The sequence below is a fragment of the Dethiothermospora halolimnae genome, assembly GCF_037577855.1.
Taxonomy (GTDB): domain Bacteria; phylum Bacillota; class Clostridia; order Tissierellales; family VENL01; genus Dethiothermospora; species Dethiothermospora halolimnae.
Map to the genome: position 1 here is coordinate 158,357 of NZ_JBAKFX010000001.1, position 12,791 is coordinate 171,147.

Sequence of the window (12,791 nt, forward strand, 5' to 3'; positions counted from 1 at the left end):
ACAAATTATATCTCCTCGTTAAAAGGAAGTAACAACTTTCTTACATAAGCATTGTTTATCTTTTCGTTACTTAAAATTTTATTTCTAAATTCTTCAATAACGGTTTTATATATCATAAGGTGCTTAGCCTTCTTCTTTTTAGGTTTATCTAGTCTTCTTAAATCACCATCTACTATTGTAACATACTTTTCATCGATTATAGCATTCACTAAGAAAACTTTTCCCTTATCTCTACCAGACTTAGATTTAACCACCTGGCCTATCCGTATATCGGATGTGGTTTCCATTTACTTCACCTCTTTAATTAGGTTATAGGACAGTTAAAAGTTCCGGCTCATCTTTAGTTATTACTATGGTATTCTCATAGTGAGATGATAATTTACTATCATAGGTTACCACGGTCCAATTATCACTTAAAGTTTTAACATGATAAGTTCCTTCATTTACCATAGGCTCAATGGCCAATACCATTCCTGCTTTAAGCCTAGGACCTTTCCCCGATGGACCAAAGTTAGGTATCTGTGGATCTTCGTGCATCTTTTGGCCAATACCATGGCCAACATAGTCCCTAACCACTGAAAATCCATTGCTTTCAACATGCTTTTGTATAGCATGGGATATATCTGTAAGTCTATAACCCTCTTTAGCAAACTTTAACCCTTCAAAAAAGGATTCTTCTGTTATCTTTATAAGTTTCTTAGCACTATCAGATATATTACCCACAGAATAGGTTCTGGCACCATCACCATAGTATCCATCTATAATGGTTCCTATATCTATACTTATAATATCGCCATCTTTTAATTTTTTTAACCCTGGAATTCCATGAACTACTTCTTCATTTATTGAAGCACAAATGCTTCCTGGAAAACCACCATATCCTTTAAAGGCTGGTATAGAATTATTTTCTCTTATAAACTCTTCTGCAGCTTCATCAAGTTCTTTAGTTGTAATTCCTGGCTTAATTAACTTCTCAAGAAAGGCATGGGTCTCGGCCACAAGCCTACCAGCCTTTCTCATTTTTTCAACTTCTCTTTTAGTCTTGAATATAATCATTAACTATCGCTCCCTAATATATTCACTATATCTTCAAACACTTTGTCAATATCCTGCTCTCCATTAATATCAACAAGTAAATTTTTATCATTATAGTATTCTATAAGGGGCTTCGTTTGTTTTAGATATACTTCTATTCTTTTTGAAACAGTTTCCTCTGTATCATCATCTCTTTGGTAAAGCTCTCCTCCACATTCATCGCAAACATTTTCAGTTTTAGGAGGATTGTATTTTATGTGATATGTTGCACCACAATTTTTACAGATTCTTCTTCCCACTGCTCTTTCAATAAGAATATCTTTATCCACTTCTATATTTAGTACATAATCTAGGCTATAGTCCAGAGCCTTAAGTTCACCATCTAAAGCATCTGCCTGGGCTACAGTTCTAGGAAATCCATCTAGTAAAAATCCCTTTTTACAGTCATCTTCAGTTAGTCTATCCTTTACTATAGCAACCACAACTTCATCCGGTACAAGTAATCCCTTATCCATGTATTCTTTAGCTTTCTTCCCTAAGTCTGTTCCCTCTTTTATGTTTTTTCTAAATATATCCCCTGTGGATATATGGGGTACATTATATTTTTCTATTATTCCTGAAGCCTGTGTACCTTTACCTGCCCCAGGAGGTCCTAATAAGATCAATCTCAAACTAATCATCTCCTTATGGAGTTTAAACTAATTTATTTTAAGAAACCTTTATAGTGTCTCATAAGCATCTGTGATTCTATTTGTTTTACAGTTTCAAGAGCAACACCTACAACGATTAGTAAAGCAGTTCCACCAAATCTAATATTTAGATCAGTTAAAGATCCTACAAGTACTGGTAGTGTAGCAATTATAGCTAGCGCTAATGCACCAACAATGGTTAATCTTGAAACAATTCTGCTTAAAAACTCAGATGTTGGCTTTCCTGGTCTTATTCCAGGAATGAATCCACCATGTTGTTTTAAATTTTTAGCATATTCCACTGGATTAAACTGAACTGCAGTATAGAAATAAGTGAACAGAATAATTAAAATAACATTTAATATTGAATATATCCATATTCCTACTTTTCCGTTTACAGTTAAATATTCTCTTACGAAATTTGCAAATCCACCTTCAAAGAATAGTGATAATGTTTGTGGGAATGCCAGTATTGATGTTGAGAAAATTACTGGTATAACTCCAGCCATTAGCACTTTCAATGGAATATGTGTACTTTGTCCCCCGTACATCTTTCTCCCTACAACTCTCTTTGCATACTGAACTGGTATTCTTCTCTGACCCTGTTGTATTGCTACTACACCAGCTATTATTAATATCGCTACTATACCGAAAAGTAATACTTCTATTATATTCACTTGCCCAGCAGTTAATAGCTGATAAATTTCATATAGTGCACCAGGTAATCTAGATATTATACCTATAAAGATAATAAGGGAGATACCATTACCTATTCCCTTTTCGGTAATCTGTTCACCTAGCCACATCAAGAATGCAGTTCCCGCTGTTAGTGTTAATACAACAACAGCTGCTGTTCCAAAACTCTTATCTATTAAAGCTCTGTTAAAGAATCCTATACTGAATCCAATCGCTTGAACCAAAGCTAAAACAACAGTACCATATCTAGTATATTGAGCTATTTTTTTTCTTCCTTCTTCCCCTTCCTTAGATAATGCTTCTAATGAAGGAATAGCTATAGTTAATAATTGAATAATGATGGATGCTGTAATATATGGATAAATGTTAAGAGCAAATATTGAAAATTGTCTCATAGATCCACCAGACATTAAATCAAGAAATCCTAACACTCCACCTTCTCCACCAGAGAATATCTGTTCAATTACTTCCCTATCCATACCTGGTACTGGGACATGAGAACCCAGTCTATAAATTAATAACATTAATAATGTAAAAAACATTTTTTTCCTTAAGTCAGGAATTTTCCAAGCATCTCTTAGAGTTGATAACAATTTAAATCACCTCTACCTTTCCCCCTACGGCTTCAATCTTTTCAGCAGCAGATTTGCTGAATTTATTAGCCTTTACAATAAGTTTTTTATTTAGTTCCCCTTTTGCTAACACCTTAACACCGTCTTTAGTGTTTTTAATTACACCGCTCTCTATTAAAAGTTCTGGTGTAACTTCTGTGTTTTCATCAAATTTATTTAACTGCTCTAAGTTCACTATTACGAATTCCTTAGCGAACCTTTTATTATTAAATCCTCTTTTAGGTAATCTTCTATATAGAGGCATTTGACCACCTTCAAATCCTGGTCTTACTCCACCGCCTGAACGAGAGTTTTGACCATTTTCTCCTCTACCTGAAGTTTTACCTTGTCCTGTTGCAGTACCTCTACCAAGTCTTTTACGTTTTTGGTTTCTACTTTCTCCACCTTTATTTGGTCCTAATTCATGAAGTTTCATAATTGCACCTCCTCTTCACTGTGATAAGATCTATTTTACTATTTCAACCATATGACTTACTTTTTCTATCATACCTCTAATTTGAGGAGTATCTTCTTTCTCAACTATTTGGCCTATTTTTCTAAGTCCTAGCGCCTCTATAGTTCTTATTTGCTTTTCCTTTTTTCCTATCTTGCTTCTTTTTAATTGTATTTTAATTTTAGCCAAGGTAATTCCCCCCTAACCTAGTAACTCTTCTACAGATTTTCCTCTTAACTTCGCTACCTTCTCCGCTCTTTTTAACTGATTTAATGCTTGTATTGTAGCATTAACCATATTTCTAGGGTTATTTGAACCTAATGATTTACCCCTTAGGTCTCTAATACCAGCTAATTCGATTACGGCACGTACAGGACCTCCTGCGATAACCCCTGTACCTTCAGAAGCAGGCTTTAACATAACTCTACCTGCACCAAATTCTCCAATAGTTTCGTGAGGAATTGTTGTTCCAACCATTGGAACTTCAATAAGATGTTTTTTAGCATCTTCTATAGCTTTTCTAATAGCTTCAGGAACCTCTTGAGCTTTGGCCATACCTATTCCTACGTGACCATTTTCATCACCTACAACTACTAAAGCACTAAATCTAAAGTTTCTACCACCTTTAACAACCTTAGTAATACGGTTTATGTTAACTACTCTTTCTTTGATATCTAGTTCACTAGCATCTATATGTGTACGTTCCATTAATTCCCCTCCTTCATTAAAATTTAAGTCCAGCCTCTCTAGCGGCTTCAGCTAACTCTTTTATTCTTCCGTGATATACATATCCGCCTCTATCAAAAATTACTTTTTCAACACCCTTTTCCACTGCTCTTTTAGCTATTAGTTCTCCAACCATTTTAGCAGCTTCCTTGTTTCCTGTTGTTTCAACTTTACCATCTAGTTCCTTATCAAGTGTTGAAGCAGAAGCGATTGTGTGACCTTTAAGATCGTCAATTACTTGAGCATATATATGTTTTGAACTTCTATATACGTTTAATCTTGGTCTATCAGGAGTTCCTTGTATTTTATTTCTTAATCTTAAATGTCTTTTCTTTCTTTTTACATTTTTACTTACCTTTTTTAACACCCGTAATCACTCCTTTCTACTTACCTGTCTTACCTTCCTTACGTCTTACGTATTCGCCTTCATATCTTATACCTTTTCCTTTGTAAGGCTCAGGCTTTCTTAATTCTCTTATAACAGCTGCATAGTTTCCAACCTTCTGTTTATCGATACCTTTTACAACTATTTGCGTATTTGATGGAACATCAACCTCTAATCCTTCTGGATCTTCCATCTCTACCGGGTGTGAAAAACCTAAGTTAAGAACTAATTTCTTACCTTGTTTTTGTGCACGATAACCTACACCAACTATTTCTAATTTCTTTTCATATCCTTTAGATACACCCTCTATCATATTAGCTATAAGGGTACGTGTTAGTCCGTGTAATGATTTATGCTTTTTGTTCTCTGTTGGACGCTCTACTGTTATTTCATTATCTTCCATTTTTATTATCATATCTCTGTGAAGTTGTTGTTCTAACTGTCCCTTTGACCCCTTCACAGTGATGTAATTATTGTCATCTATATTAATTTCTACACCATCTGGTATAGATATTGGTAAAAGACCTATCCTTGACATAGTCGCACCTCCTATTCCCTATCAAGTTTAAAAATTACCATACATAGCAGATTACTTCTCCACCTACTCCTTCTTTTCTAGCTACCTTATCAGTAACTATACCCTTTGAAGTTGATAGTACAGCAATTCCTAAACCTCCAAGTACTCTTGGTATTTCATCTTTTTTAGCATAAACTCTTAGTCCTGGCTTAGATATCTTCTTAAGACCAGTTATTACTCTCTCGTTATCTCTTCCATATTTAACCTGTATTCTTATTATACCTTGTTTTTCATCATCTATAACATCAAATCCCTTAATAAAACCTTCGTCTAATAATATTTGAGCTATCGCCTTTTTCATATTAGAAGCTGGGATATCAACAGTTTCATGTCTAGCATTGTTACTATTTCTAATTCTTGTTAGCATATCTGCAATTGGATCAGTCATAACCATTAGAGTTAGCCTCCTTTCATTTTTACCTAATTCTTACCAACTTGCCTTTTTAACTCCAGGAATTTCTCCTTTGTAAGCAAGCTCTCTAAAACATATACGGCAAACGCCAAATTTCCTTAGGTAACCATGTGGTCTACCGCATATTCTACATCTATTGTACGCTCTTGTACTATACTTTGGCTTTCTTTGTTGCTTTATTTTCATTGATTTTTTAGCCACTATTCTTTCCCTCCTTATCTACTTTTTAAAGGGCATACCTAACTGTCCTAATAATTCTTTAGCCTCTTCATCACTTTCAGCTGTAGTAACAACTATGATATCAAATCCTCTTATTTTATCGATCTTATCATATTCTATTTCAGGGAAAATAAGTTGTTCTTTAATACCTAAAGCATAGTTCCCTCTACCATCAAATGATTTAGGAGAAACCCCTCTAAAGTCTCTAACTCTTGGTAATGCTATGTTCATTAACTTATCAAGGAAATAATACATCTTTTCTCCTCTTAAAGTTACCTTACAACCAACAGGCATTCCTTCACGGATTTTGAAGTTAGAAACAGACTTTTTAGCCTTTGTTATAACTGGCTTTTGTCCTGTTATTTCTTTTAATTCTTCAACAGCCGTTTCTAAAGATTTAGGATTGTCTTTTGCCTCTCCTACTCCCATATTTACAATAACCTTTTCAAGTTTTGGAACTTGCATTATATTATCATAATTGAATTTTTCCATTAAAGCTGAAATAACTTCTTCTTTATACTTTGTTTGTAGTCGTGTACTCATTGTTCGTACCTCCTTTCAGTGAAAACTACTAATCTATAACCTCACCGCATTTTTTACATACTCTTACTTTATCTCCGCTGTCTAATACTTTATATCCAACTCTTACGCCCTGTTTATCCTTACCGCAGAATAACATAACGTTTGAGGCATTAATCGGTCCTTCTTGGTGAATTATTCCACCCTGTTGCATCTGTTGAGTAGGTTTCTTATGTTTTGTTAACATATTTACTCCCTCAACTATTACTCTATTTTGTTTAGGATAAGCAGTTAATACTTTTCCTTTTTTACCTTTATCTTTTCCTGTTATAACAACTACTGTGTCACCTTTTTTCACGTGCATAACTACACCTCCTCCTATAGTACTTCAGGTGCTAATGATACTATTTTCATAAACTTACCCGCTCTTAACTCTCTAGTTACAGGTCCAAAGATACGTGTACCAACAGGTTGTTTATCATCTTTTATAACAACAGCCGCGTTTTGATCAAAATTTATATAACTTCCATCTTCTCTTCTAATTTCTTTGCTAGTTCTAACAACCACCGCTTTAACAACCTCACCTTTTTTGACAACACCACCAGGTGTTGCACTTTTGACAGCAGCAACCACTACGTCTCCAACACTAGCGTACCTTCTATTTGTACCTCCAAGAACTCTAATAACTAATAATTCCTTAGCACCAGAGTTATCAGCCACTTTTAGTCTTGATTCTACTTGAACCATGTCTTTACCTCCCTTCGACAATGTAAAGATTATTTAGCTTTTTCTGTTATTTCAACTAATCTCCATCTTTTGTCCTTGCTTAATGGTCTTGTTTCCATAATTTTTACCTTGTCACCTATACGACATTCATTATTTTCATCATGGGCTTTAAACTTAGTTGTTCTTTTAACTGACTTTTTGTATAACGGGTGTGAAACAAAAGTTTCAACCGCAACAACCACAGTTTTATCCATTTTATCACTTACAACTTTTCCTAATCTTACCTTTCTGTTGCCTCTCTCCACGTCTAGTCCTCCTTTCTGGAACTATTATGCATTCATCTTATTTAATTCTCTCTCTCTCAATATAGTCTTAACCCTAGCTATGTCCTTTCGAACAGACTTAATTCTCATAGGATTATCAAGTTGACCGGTAGCTAATTGAAATCTTAAATTAAATAATTCAGATTTTAAATCTCCTAATTTATCATTTAATTCTTGAACAGTTAAATCTCTTAATTCATTAGCTTTCATTGCTTTCACCACCCTCTTCAACTCCATCTTCACGAGTGACAAACTTACATTTGATTGGTAACTTATGAGCCGCTAATCTCATAGCTTCTCTAGCTATCTCTTCAGGTACTCCAGCCATTTCAAATAAAATTCTACCTGGTTTAACAACAGCTACCCAATACTCTGGTGAACCTTTCCCTTTACCCATACGAGTTTCTGCCGGTTGACGAGTTACTGGCTTATCAGGGAAAACTTTAATCCAAATCTTTCCACCTCTTTTAACATATCTTGTCATTGCTCTTCTGGCTGCCTCTATTTGATTTGAAGTTATCCAAGTCGCTTCTAAAGCTTGTAAAGCATATTCACCATAGGCTATTTTATTCCCACGAGTAGCTTTACCTCTCATTCTACCTCTATGAACCTTACGACGTTTAACTCTTTTTGGCATTAACATAATTATTTCCTCCTTCCTGCGAGACTTTATTATTTACCGCTTTTTTTATCCTGTTCATCCTTAACAGTAGGAAGAACTTCTCCTTTACAGATCCAAACCTTCACTCCTATTTTACCGTAAGTAGTGTCAGCCTCCCAGAATCCATAATCGATATCCGCTCTTAATGTATGAAGTGGTATATTACCTTCACTATATCCTTCTGTTCTTGCCATGTCTGCTCCACCAAGTCTTCCAGATACAGCTGTCTTAATACCCTTAGCTCCAGATCTCATAGTTCTTTGGATTGATTGCTTCATAGCTCTTCTGAAAGAAATTCTTCTCTCTAGTTGATTAGCTATATTCTCAGCAACTAATTGAGCACTTAATTCAGGAACTTTAACTTCCTCAACATTTACTATAACCTTCTTACCAGTCATCTTTTCAAGGCCTAGTCTTAATTTTTCAACACCTGAACCGCCTTTACCTATTACCATACCTGGCTTAGCTGTATAAACATTTAGTTTAATTCTATTAGCCGCTCTTTCGATTTCAGTTTTAGAAATCCCAGCTATAAACATTTTCTCTTTTATATATTTACGAATCTTATTATCTTCTATTAGATAGTCTGCAAAGTCTTTCTTATCTGCATACCATTTTGAATCCCAATCTTTAATTACACCAACTCTTAGACCATGTGGGTTAACTTTTTGACCCATTCATATCCCTCCTTTTCTATTCTCTTTCTTTTACTACTACACCTATATGACTATTTCTTTTTCTTATTACATACCCTCTACCTTGGGCTCTTGGTCTCATTCTTTTCATAGTCGGACCTTCATTTGCATATATTTCTGATATATATAAATTTTCTCTATCTAAGTCAAAATTATTCTCCGCATTTGCAACAGCTGATTTAACAACCTTTTCTATTATCTTAGCTCCTTTTTTCGGAGTGTACTTTAAGATTGCAATAGCCTCATCTACATCTTTGCCTCTTACTAAGTCGGCAACTATTTGAGCTTTTCTTGGTGCAATACGAACATATTTAGCTATAGCTTTAGCTTCCACTGGAAGTTCCCTCCTTTACTACTATTTTAGTGTAGTTGATCTTTCCGTATGGTCTCCGTGTCCTCTGAACGTTCTTGTTGGAGCGAATTCTCCTAACTTATGACCAACCATATCTTCAGTAATATAAACTGGCACATGCTTTCTACCATCATAAACCGCTATAGTGTGTCCTATCATTTGTGGAAATATTGTGGAACGACGTGACCACGTCTTTATAACTTTCTTTTCATTTTTTTCATTTAATGTTTCTACCTTTTTAAATAAGTGCTCATCACAAAATGGCCCTTTTTTAACTGATCTACCCATTAAATTGCCTCCTCTCAGTAGAATTTCAAACGACCTTATATATATTTAAACTACTTTCTTTTCTTTCTTCTTCTTACAATCATCTTATCTGATTTTTTATTTTTCTTACGAGTCTTATATCCCATAGTTGGTTTACCCCATGGTGTAACCGGACTTGGCATTCCTATTGGAGTTCTACCTTCACCACCACCGTGTGGATGGTCATTAGGATTCATAACACTACCTCTTACTGTAGGTTTAACACCCATATGTCTCTTTCTTCCAGCCTTACCTATTGTTAAGTTTTCATGGTCTAGGTTTCCAACTTGACCTATTGTAGCTCTACAGTTTATACTCACAAGTCTTGATTCACCAGATGGTAGATTAATTTGTGCATATTTACCTTCTCTAGCCGCAAGTTTAGCTGAGTTTCCTGCAGATCTAACTAATTGACCACCTTTGCCAGGCTTAAGTTCAATATTATGAATAGTTGTACCTACTGGTATATTAGCAAGGGGTAAAGCATTACCAATCTTTATATCCGCCTCTGGACCTGACATTATCATGGCTCCAACTTTTAAGTTTCTAGGAGCTATAATATATCTTTTTTCACCGTCCGCATAATGTATTAATGCTATGTTAGCTGATCTATTTGGATCATACTCTATAGCAGCAACTTTTCCTGGTACTCCATCTTTATTTCTTTTAAAATCTATTATTCTGTATTTTCTTTTAGCTCCACCACCTTTGTGGCGTACAGTTATTTTACCGTGAGCATTTCTTCCACCTTTTCTAGTTAGGCTTACTAATAATGACTTTTCAGGTTCTTTTTTAGTTATTTCTTCAAAAGTTGAAACAGTCATAGTACGTAAACCAGGTGAAGTGGGTTTAAACTTTTTGATTCCCATTCTAAGTTCCCTCCTTTTAGCTTATATTTTATTACATTCCTTCAAAGAACTCTATTTGTTTACTATCCTCAGATAGTTTAACGATTGCCTTTTTCCAATTAGCTCTTCTTCCTTGATGAACTCCCATTCTCTTAAGTTTACCTTTCATGTTCATCGTATTAACCTTAGTTACTGATACATCAAATATTGTTTCTATAGCCTTTTTTATTTCAGTTTTATTCGCTCTTTTATCTACAACAAAAGTGTATTTGCCTTCTGCCATATCATTCATACTTTGCTCAGTTATAACAGGCTTTCTTATTATATCGTGTGGATTACGCATTATGCATACACCTCCTCCACTTTTTTAACCGCATCTTTAGTTATAATCAAAGAATCATAGTTTAGTAAATCATAAACATTTAGTGTATTCACTAATGCTGTTTTCACTTTTCCTAAGTTTCTTGCTGATAATATAAGATTTTCATCTTTTTCACTCATAACTATAAGTGCTTTCTTCTCTGCGTTAATATTTTTCAATATATTTACTACATCTTTAGTTTTAGGTTGATTAAGCTTTAATTCATCTAGAACTATTATATTCTTATCTTCAACCTTAGAACTTAATGCTGACTTCATACCTAATCTTCTTACCTTTTTAGGCAATCTATAACTATAGTCTCTTGGCTTTGGTGCAAATACAACTCCACCACCTGCCCATTGAGGTGCTCTTATACTTCCTTGACGAGCATTACCTGTACCTTTTTGTCTCCAAGGTTTTCTTCCTCCACCTCTTACTTCTGTTCTCGTTTTAGCTGATTGAGTTCCCTGTCTCTTGTTAGCAAGTTGGTTCTTTACAACTTCATATAAAACGTGTTTATTCACTTCTACTCCAAACACACTTTCATTTAACTCCACATCTCCAATTTGCTGTCCAGATACATTATATAAAGCTACCTTTGGCATATCATATCCTCCTTTCTAAAAAAGCTTACTTGGCGCTCTTTATGCTTTCTTTTATTGTTACAACTCCACCTTTAGGTCCTGGAATAGCACCTTTTATTAAAAGTATATTCTTTTCAGTATCTACTTTAGCAACTTCTAGGTTTTGAACCGTAACTTTTTCATGTCCCATATGTCCTGGTAATTTCTTGTTTTTAAATACCTTAGCTGGGTCTGATGCTGCTCCCATTGAACCTGATGATCTGTGGTATTTAGAACCATGACCCATAGGTCCTCTACTAAAGTTATGTCTCTTAATTGAACCCTGGAATCCCTTACCTTTTGATATTCCAGTCACATCAATTTTACTTCCTGCTTCAAAGGTGTCAACCTTTATTTCCTGTCCTACCTCGTAATCATCTATGTTTTCCACTCTAAATTCAACTAAGTGTCTTTTATAATCAACGCCAGCCTTGTCAAAATGACCTTTCATAGGCTTATTGGCTTTCTTCTCTTTCATATTCTTATATCCTACTTGGATCGCATTGTATCCATCTTTATCTTCAGTTTTCTTTTGTATAACTTGAACTGAATCTGCCTCTACCACAGTTACTGGTATAACAGCACCATCTTCTGTGAATATTTGAGTCATACCTACTTTTTTTCCTAAAATTCCTTTCATTTTTACACCTCCTGATATCTTACAGCGGATTATACCTTTGTACAATCATACTAAGCAGAGTGTAAAATCCTATATCTATATGAATCTTCCACTCATTTAACTTACGCCTTTATTTCAATACTTACTCCAGCTGGTAAGTTAAGCTTTGTTAAAGCCTCTACTGTTTTGTTTGTTGGCTTTAAAATGTCGATTAATCTCTTATGAGTTCTTTGCTCAAATTGTTCTCTAGAGTCTTTGTACTTATGAACAGCTCTCAAAATTGTAACAACTTGTTTTTCAGTTGGAAGTGGTATAGGTCCTGAAACCTCTGCTCCTGTTCTTTTAGCTGTTTCTACAATCTTTTGTGCTGATACATCAAGAACCTCATGATCGTAAGCTTTTAATCTTATTCTAATCTTATTGCTAGCCTTTGCCATTTACATTTCCCTCCTTTTATCGCATGCTTTTTGGTACATACGACATGGAATCGCCCATACACTTAACCGGGTGTGTTGTTTTCAACCAATTAAAATAGGACAATACCAGCCGCCCGATCTCCGGACATTCTCCGCAAAAATTCCCTTAGATTTAAGCAACCTTTTGCTTCATCACATGCAAATCACATACCACTATATTCTATATTAAATCTACTTAAAATTCAAGGGGTTAAAGCAATTTTTTTTATATTTTTCTTTAATATTTTGTCATATTTAAAACACATAACTAAATAGCTTTACATTTTAAATGCTAAAAGAAGGGCTATCCCCTTCTTTTAGCATTTTATTTAGTTGAGTTTTAATTACTCTATTATTTCAGTAACAACTCCAGCTCCTACTGTTCTACCACCTTCACGAATAGCAAATCTTAATCCATCTTCCATTGCTATTTGTGTGATTAATTCAACATTAAATGTTGCATTGTCTCCAGGCATTATCATTTCTGTTCCTTCTTCTA

Annotated in this window: 26 protein-coding genes; all 26 read right to left on the reverse strand. The window is 34.7% G+C overall.

Annotated elements, in window-relative coordinates; genetic code table 11:
- Nucleotides 1-5: 5 nt before the first annotated feature.
- Entirely contained in the window at nt 6-287 is a 282-nt protein-coding gene (locus V6137_RS00785; protein WP_425445962.1) for a KOW domain-containing RNA-binding protein, read from the reverse strand.
- 22 nt (nt 288-309) lie between these two features.
- The gene (gene map / locus V6137_RS00790; RefSeq protein ID WP_425445963.1) at nt 310-1,056 is read right to left on the reverse strand and encodes a type I methionyl aminopeptidase; all 747 of its coding nucleotides are present in this window, start codon (nt 1,054-1,056) and stop codon (nt 310-312) included.
- Nucleotides 1,056-1,706 carry an adenylate kinase gene (locus V6137_RS00795; RefSeq protein WP_425445964.1) on the reverse strand — a complete coding sequence of 217 codons (651 nt, stop codon included), beginning with the start codon at nt 1,704-1,706 and terminating at the stop codon, nt 1,056-1,058. Before V6137_RS00795 ends, map begins: the two co-directional genes overlap by 1 nt.
- A gap of 32 nt (nt 1,707-1,738) precedes the next feature.
- The gene (gene secY, locus V6137_RS00800) at nt 1,739-3,013 is read right to left on the reverse strand and encodes a preprotein translocase subunit SecY (protein ID WP_425445965.1); all 1,275 of its coding nucleotides are present in this window, start codon (nt 3,011-3,013) and stop codon (nt 1,739-1,741) included.
- A 1-nt stretch (nt 3,014) separates the two neighbouring features.
- Nucleotides 3,015-3,467 (reverse strand): 50S ribosomal protein L15, encoded by a 453-nt coding sequence (gene rplO / locus V6137_RS00805; RefSeq protein ID WP_425445966.1) that lies wholly within the window; start codon nt 3,465-3,467, stop codon nt 3,015-3,017.
- Nucleotides 3,468-3,497: 30 nt separating this feature from the next.
- Entirely contained in the window at nt 3,498-3,674 is a 177-nt protein-coding gene (gene rpmD, locus V6137_RS00810) for a 50S ribosomal protein L30 (RefSeq protein WP_425445967.1), read from the reverse strand.
- A 12-nt stretch (nt 3,675-3,686) separates the two neighbouring features.
- Nucleotides 3,687-4,193 carry a 30S ribosomal protein S5 gene (gene rpsE, locus V6137_RS00815; RefSeq protein WP_425445968.1) on the reverse strand — a complete coding sequence of 169 codons (507 nt, stop codon included), beginning with the start codon at nt 4,191-4,193 and terminating at the stop codon, nt 3,687-3,689.
- Between the two features lie 16 nt (nt 4,194-4,209).
- Nucleotides 4,210-4,578: a 50S ribosomal protein L18 gene (gene rplR, locus V6137_RS00820; protein ID WP_425445969.1), complete on the reverse strand. Its 369-nt coding sequence runs from the start codon at nt 4,576-4,578 to the stop codon at nt 4,210-4,212.
- A 16-nt stretch (nt 4,579-4,594) separates the two neighbouring features.
- Nucleotides 4,595-5,134 carry a 50S ribosomal protein L6 gene (gene rplF, locus V6137_RS00825; protein ID WP_425445970.1) on the reverse strand — a complete coding sequence of 180 codons (540 nt, stop codon included), beginning with the start codon at nt 5,132-5,134 and terminating at the stop codon, nt 4,595-4,597.
- A 34-nt stretch (nt 5,135-5,168) separates the two neighbouring features.
- On the reverse strand, nt 5,169-5,567 hold the full coding sequence (gene rpsH, locus V6137_RS00830; RefSeq protein ID WP_425445971.1) for a 30S ribosomal protein S8: 399 nt from the start codon (nt 5,565-5,567) through the stop codon (nt 5,169-5,171).
- 33 nt (nt 5,568-5,600) lie between these two features.
- Entirely contained in the window at nt 5,601-5,786 is a 186-nt protein-coding gene (locus V6137_RS00835; protein WP_425445972.1) for a type Z 30S ribosomal protein S14, read from the reverse strand.
- An 18-nt stretch (nt 5,787-5,804) separates the two neighbouring features.
- Nucleotides 5,805-6,347, reverse strand: a complete 543-nt coding sequence (gene rplE, locus V6137_RS00840; RefSeq protein ID WP_425445973.1) for a 50S ribosomal protein L5 — start codon at nt 6,345-6,347, stop codon at nt 5,805-5,807.
- A 28-nt stretch (nt 6,348-6,375) separates the two neighbouring features.
- Nucleotides 6,376-6,687: a 50S ribosomal protein L24 gene (gene rplX / locus V6137_RS00845; protein WP_425445974.1), complete on the reverse strand. Its 312-nt coding sequence runs from the start codon at nt 6,685-6,687 to the stop codon at nt 6,376-6,378.
- A 14-nt stretch (nt 6,688-6,701) separates the two neighbouring features.
- Nucleotides 6,702-7,070: a 50S ribosomal protein L14 gene (gene rplN / locus V6137_RS00850; RefSeq protein ID WP_425445989.1), complete on the reverse strand. Its 369-nt coding sequence runs from the start codon at nt 7,068-7,070 to the stop codon at nt 6,702-6,704.
- Nucleotides 7,071-7,099: 29 nt separating this feature from the next.
- Nucleotides 7,100-7,354, reverse strand: a complete 255-nt coding sequence (rpsQ, locus tag V6137_RS00855; protein WP_425445975.1) for a 30S ribosomal protein S17 — start codon at nt 7,352-7,354, stop codon at nt 7,100-7,102.
- A gap of 24 nt (nt 7,355-7,378) precedes the next feature.
- On the reverse strand, nt 7,379-7,582 hold the full coding sequence (rpmC, locus tag V6137_RS00860) for a 50S ribosomal protein L29 (protein ID WP_425445976.1): 204 nt from the start codon (nt 7,580-7,582) through the stop codon (nt 7,379-7,381).
- On the reverse strand, nt 7,572-8,015 hold the full coding sequence (rplP, locus tag V6137_RS00865) for a 50S ribosomal protein L16 (RefSeq protein WP_425445977.1): 444 nt from the start codon (nt 8,013-8,015) through the stop codon (nt 7,572-7,574). The genes rpmC and rplP overlap by 11 nt, the downstream gene beginning before the upstream one ends.
- A gap of 29 nt (nt 8,016-8,044) precedes the next feature.
- A complete protein-coding gene (rpsC, locus tag V6137_RS00870) occupies nt 8,045-8,710 on the reverse strand; it encodes a 30S ribosomal protein S3 (RefSeq protein ID WP_425445978.1) in 666 nt (221 codons plus the stop codon).
- 16 nt (nt 8,711-8,726) lie between these two features.
- Nucleotides 8,727-9,062 carry a 50S ribosomal protein L22 gene (gene rplV, locus V6137_RS00875; protein ID WP_425445979.1) on the reverse strand — a complete coding sequence of 112 codons (336 nt, stop codon included), beginning with the start codon at nt 9,060-9,062 and terminating at the stop codon, nt 8,727-8,729.
- Nucleotides 9,063-9,083: 21 nt separating this feature from the next.
- Entirely contained in the window at nt 9,084-9,368 is a 285-nt protein-coding gene (gene rpsS / locus V6137_RS00880; protein WP_425445980.1) for a 30S ribosomal protein S19, read from the reverse strand.
- A gap of 50 nt (nt 9,369-9,418) precedes the next feature.
- Nucleotides 9,419-10,255, reverse strand: a complete 837-nt coding sequence (gene rplB / locus V6137_RS00885; RefSeq protein WP_425445981.1) for a 50S ribosomal protein L2 — start codon at nt 10,253-10,255, stop codon at nt 9,419-9,421.
- Between the two features lie 31 nt (nt 10,256-10,286).
- The gene (rplW, locus tag V6137_RS00890; RefSeq protein ID WP_425445982.1) at nt 10,287-10,577 is read right to left on the reverse strand and encodes a 50S ribosomal protein L23; all 291 of its coding nucleotides are present in this window, start codon (nt 10,575-10,577) and stop codon (nt 10,287-10,289) included.
- Entirely contained in the window at nt 10,577-11,200 is a 624-nt protein-coding gene (gene rplD / locus V6137_RS00895; RefSeq protein WP_425445983.1) for a 50S ribosomal protein L4, read from the reverse strand. The genes rplW and rplD overlap by 1 nt, the downstream gene beginning before the upstream one ends.
- A 25-nt stretch (nt 11,201-11,225) precedes the next feature.
- Nucleotides 11,226-11,858 (reverse strand): 50S ribosomal protein L3, encoded by a 633-nt coding sequence (gene rplC, locus V6137_RS00900; RefSeq protein ID WP_425445984.1) that lies wholly within the window; start codon nt 11,856-11,858, stop codon nt 11,226-11,228.
- Nucleotides 11,859-11,959: 101 nt separating this feature from the next.
- Entirely contained in the window at nt 11,960-12,274 is a 315-nt protein-coding gene (gene rpsJ / locus V6137_RS00905; RefSeq protein WP_425445985.1) for a 30S ribosomal protein S10, read from the reverse strand.
- Between the two features lie 362 nt (nt 12,275-12,636).
- A partial coding sequence (locus V6137_RS00910; protein ID WP_483863906.1) for an EF-Tu C-terminal domain-related protein occupies nt 12,637-12,791 on the reverse strand: 155 nt, incomplete at its 5' end.

What these genes read in the sequence shown, in the direction of transcription:
- rpsE (WP_425445968.1), bottom strand. Translation starts at nt 4,193, where the DNA reads ATGGAACGTACACATATAGATGCTAGTGAACTAGATATCAAAGAAAGA.
- rplW (WP_425445982.1), bottom strand. Translation starts at nt 10,577, where the DNA reads ATGCGTAATCCACACGATATAATAAGAAAGCCTGTTATAACTGAGCAA.
- rplO (WP_425445966.1), bottom strand. Translation starts at nt 3,467, where the DNA reads ATGAAACTTCATGAATTAGGACCAAATAAAGGTGGAGAAAGTAGAAAC.
- rpsS (WP_425445980.1), bottom strand. Translation starts at nt 9,368, where the DNA reads ATGGGTAGATCAGTTAAAAAAGGGCCATTTTGTGATGAGCACTTATTT.
- rplC (WP_425445984.1), bottom strand. Translation starts at nt 11,858, where the DNA reads ATGAAAGGAATTTTAGGAAAAAAAGTAGGTATGACTCAAATATTCACA.
- rplB (WP_425445981.1), bottom strand. Translation starts at nt 10,255, where the DNA reads ATGGGAATCAAAAAGTTTAAACCCACTTCACCTGGTTTACGTACTATG.
- rpsJ (WP_425445985.1), bottom strand. Translation starts at nt 12,274, where the DNA reads ATGGCAAAGGCTAGCAATAAGATTAGAATAAGATTAAAAGCTTACGAT.
- rplD (WP_425445983.1), bottom strand. Translation starts at nt 11,200, where the DNA reads ATGCCAAAGGTAGCTTTATATAATGTATCTGGACAGCAAATTGGAGAT.
- rplP (WP_425445977.1), bottom strand. Translation starts at nt 8,015, where the DNA reads ATGTTAATGCCAAAAAGAGTTAAACGTCGTAAGGTTCATAGAGGTAGA.
- rpsC (WP_425445978.1), bottom strand. Translation starts at nt 8,710, where the DNA reads ATGGGTCAAAAAGTTAACCCACATGGTCTAAGAGTTGGTGTAATTAAA.
- rpsH (WP_425445971.1), bottom strand. Translation starts at nt 5,567, where the DNA reads ATGGTTATGACTGATCCAATTGCAGATATGCTAACAAGAATTAGAAAT.
- map (WP_425445963.1), bottom strand. Translation starts at nt 1,056, where the DNA reads ATGATTATATTCAAGACTAAAAGAGAAGTTGAAAAAATGAGAAAGGCT.
- rplN (WP_425445989.1), bottom strand. Translation starts at nt 7,070, where the DNA reads ATGGTTCAAGTAGAATCAAGACTAAAAGTGGCTGATAACTCTGGTGCT.
- rplX (WP_425445974.1), bottom strand. Translation starts at nt 6,687, where the DNA reads ATGCACGTGAAAAAAGGTGACACAGTAGTTGTTATAACAGGAAAAGAT.
- rplE (WP_425445973.1), bottom strand. Translation starts at nt 6,347, where the DNA reads ATGAGTACACGACTACAAACAAAGTATAAAGAAGAAGTTATTTCAGCT.
- rplF (WP_425445970.1), bottom strand. Translation starts at nt 5,134, where the DNA reads ATGTCAAGGATAGGTCTTTTACCAATATCTATACCAGATGGTGTAGAA.
- V6137_RS00785 (WP_425445962.1), bottom strand. Translation starts at nt 287, where the DNA reads ATGGAAACCACATCCGATATACGGATAGGCCAGGTGGTTAAATCTAAG.
- rpmC (WP_425445976.1), bottom strand. Translation starts at nt 7,582, where the DNA reads ATGAAAGCTAATGAATTAAGAGATTTAACTGTTCAAGAATTAAATGAT.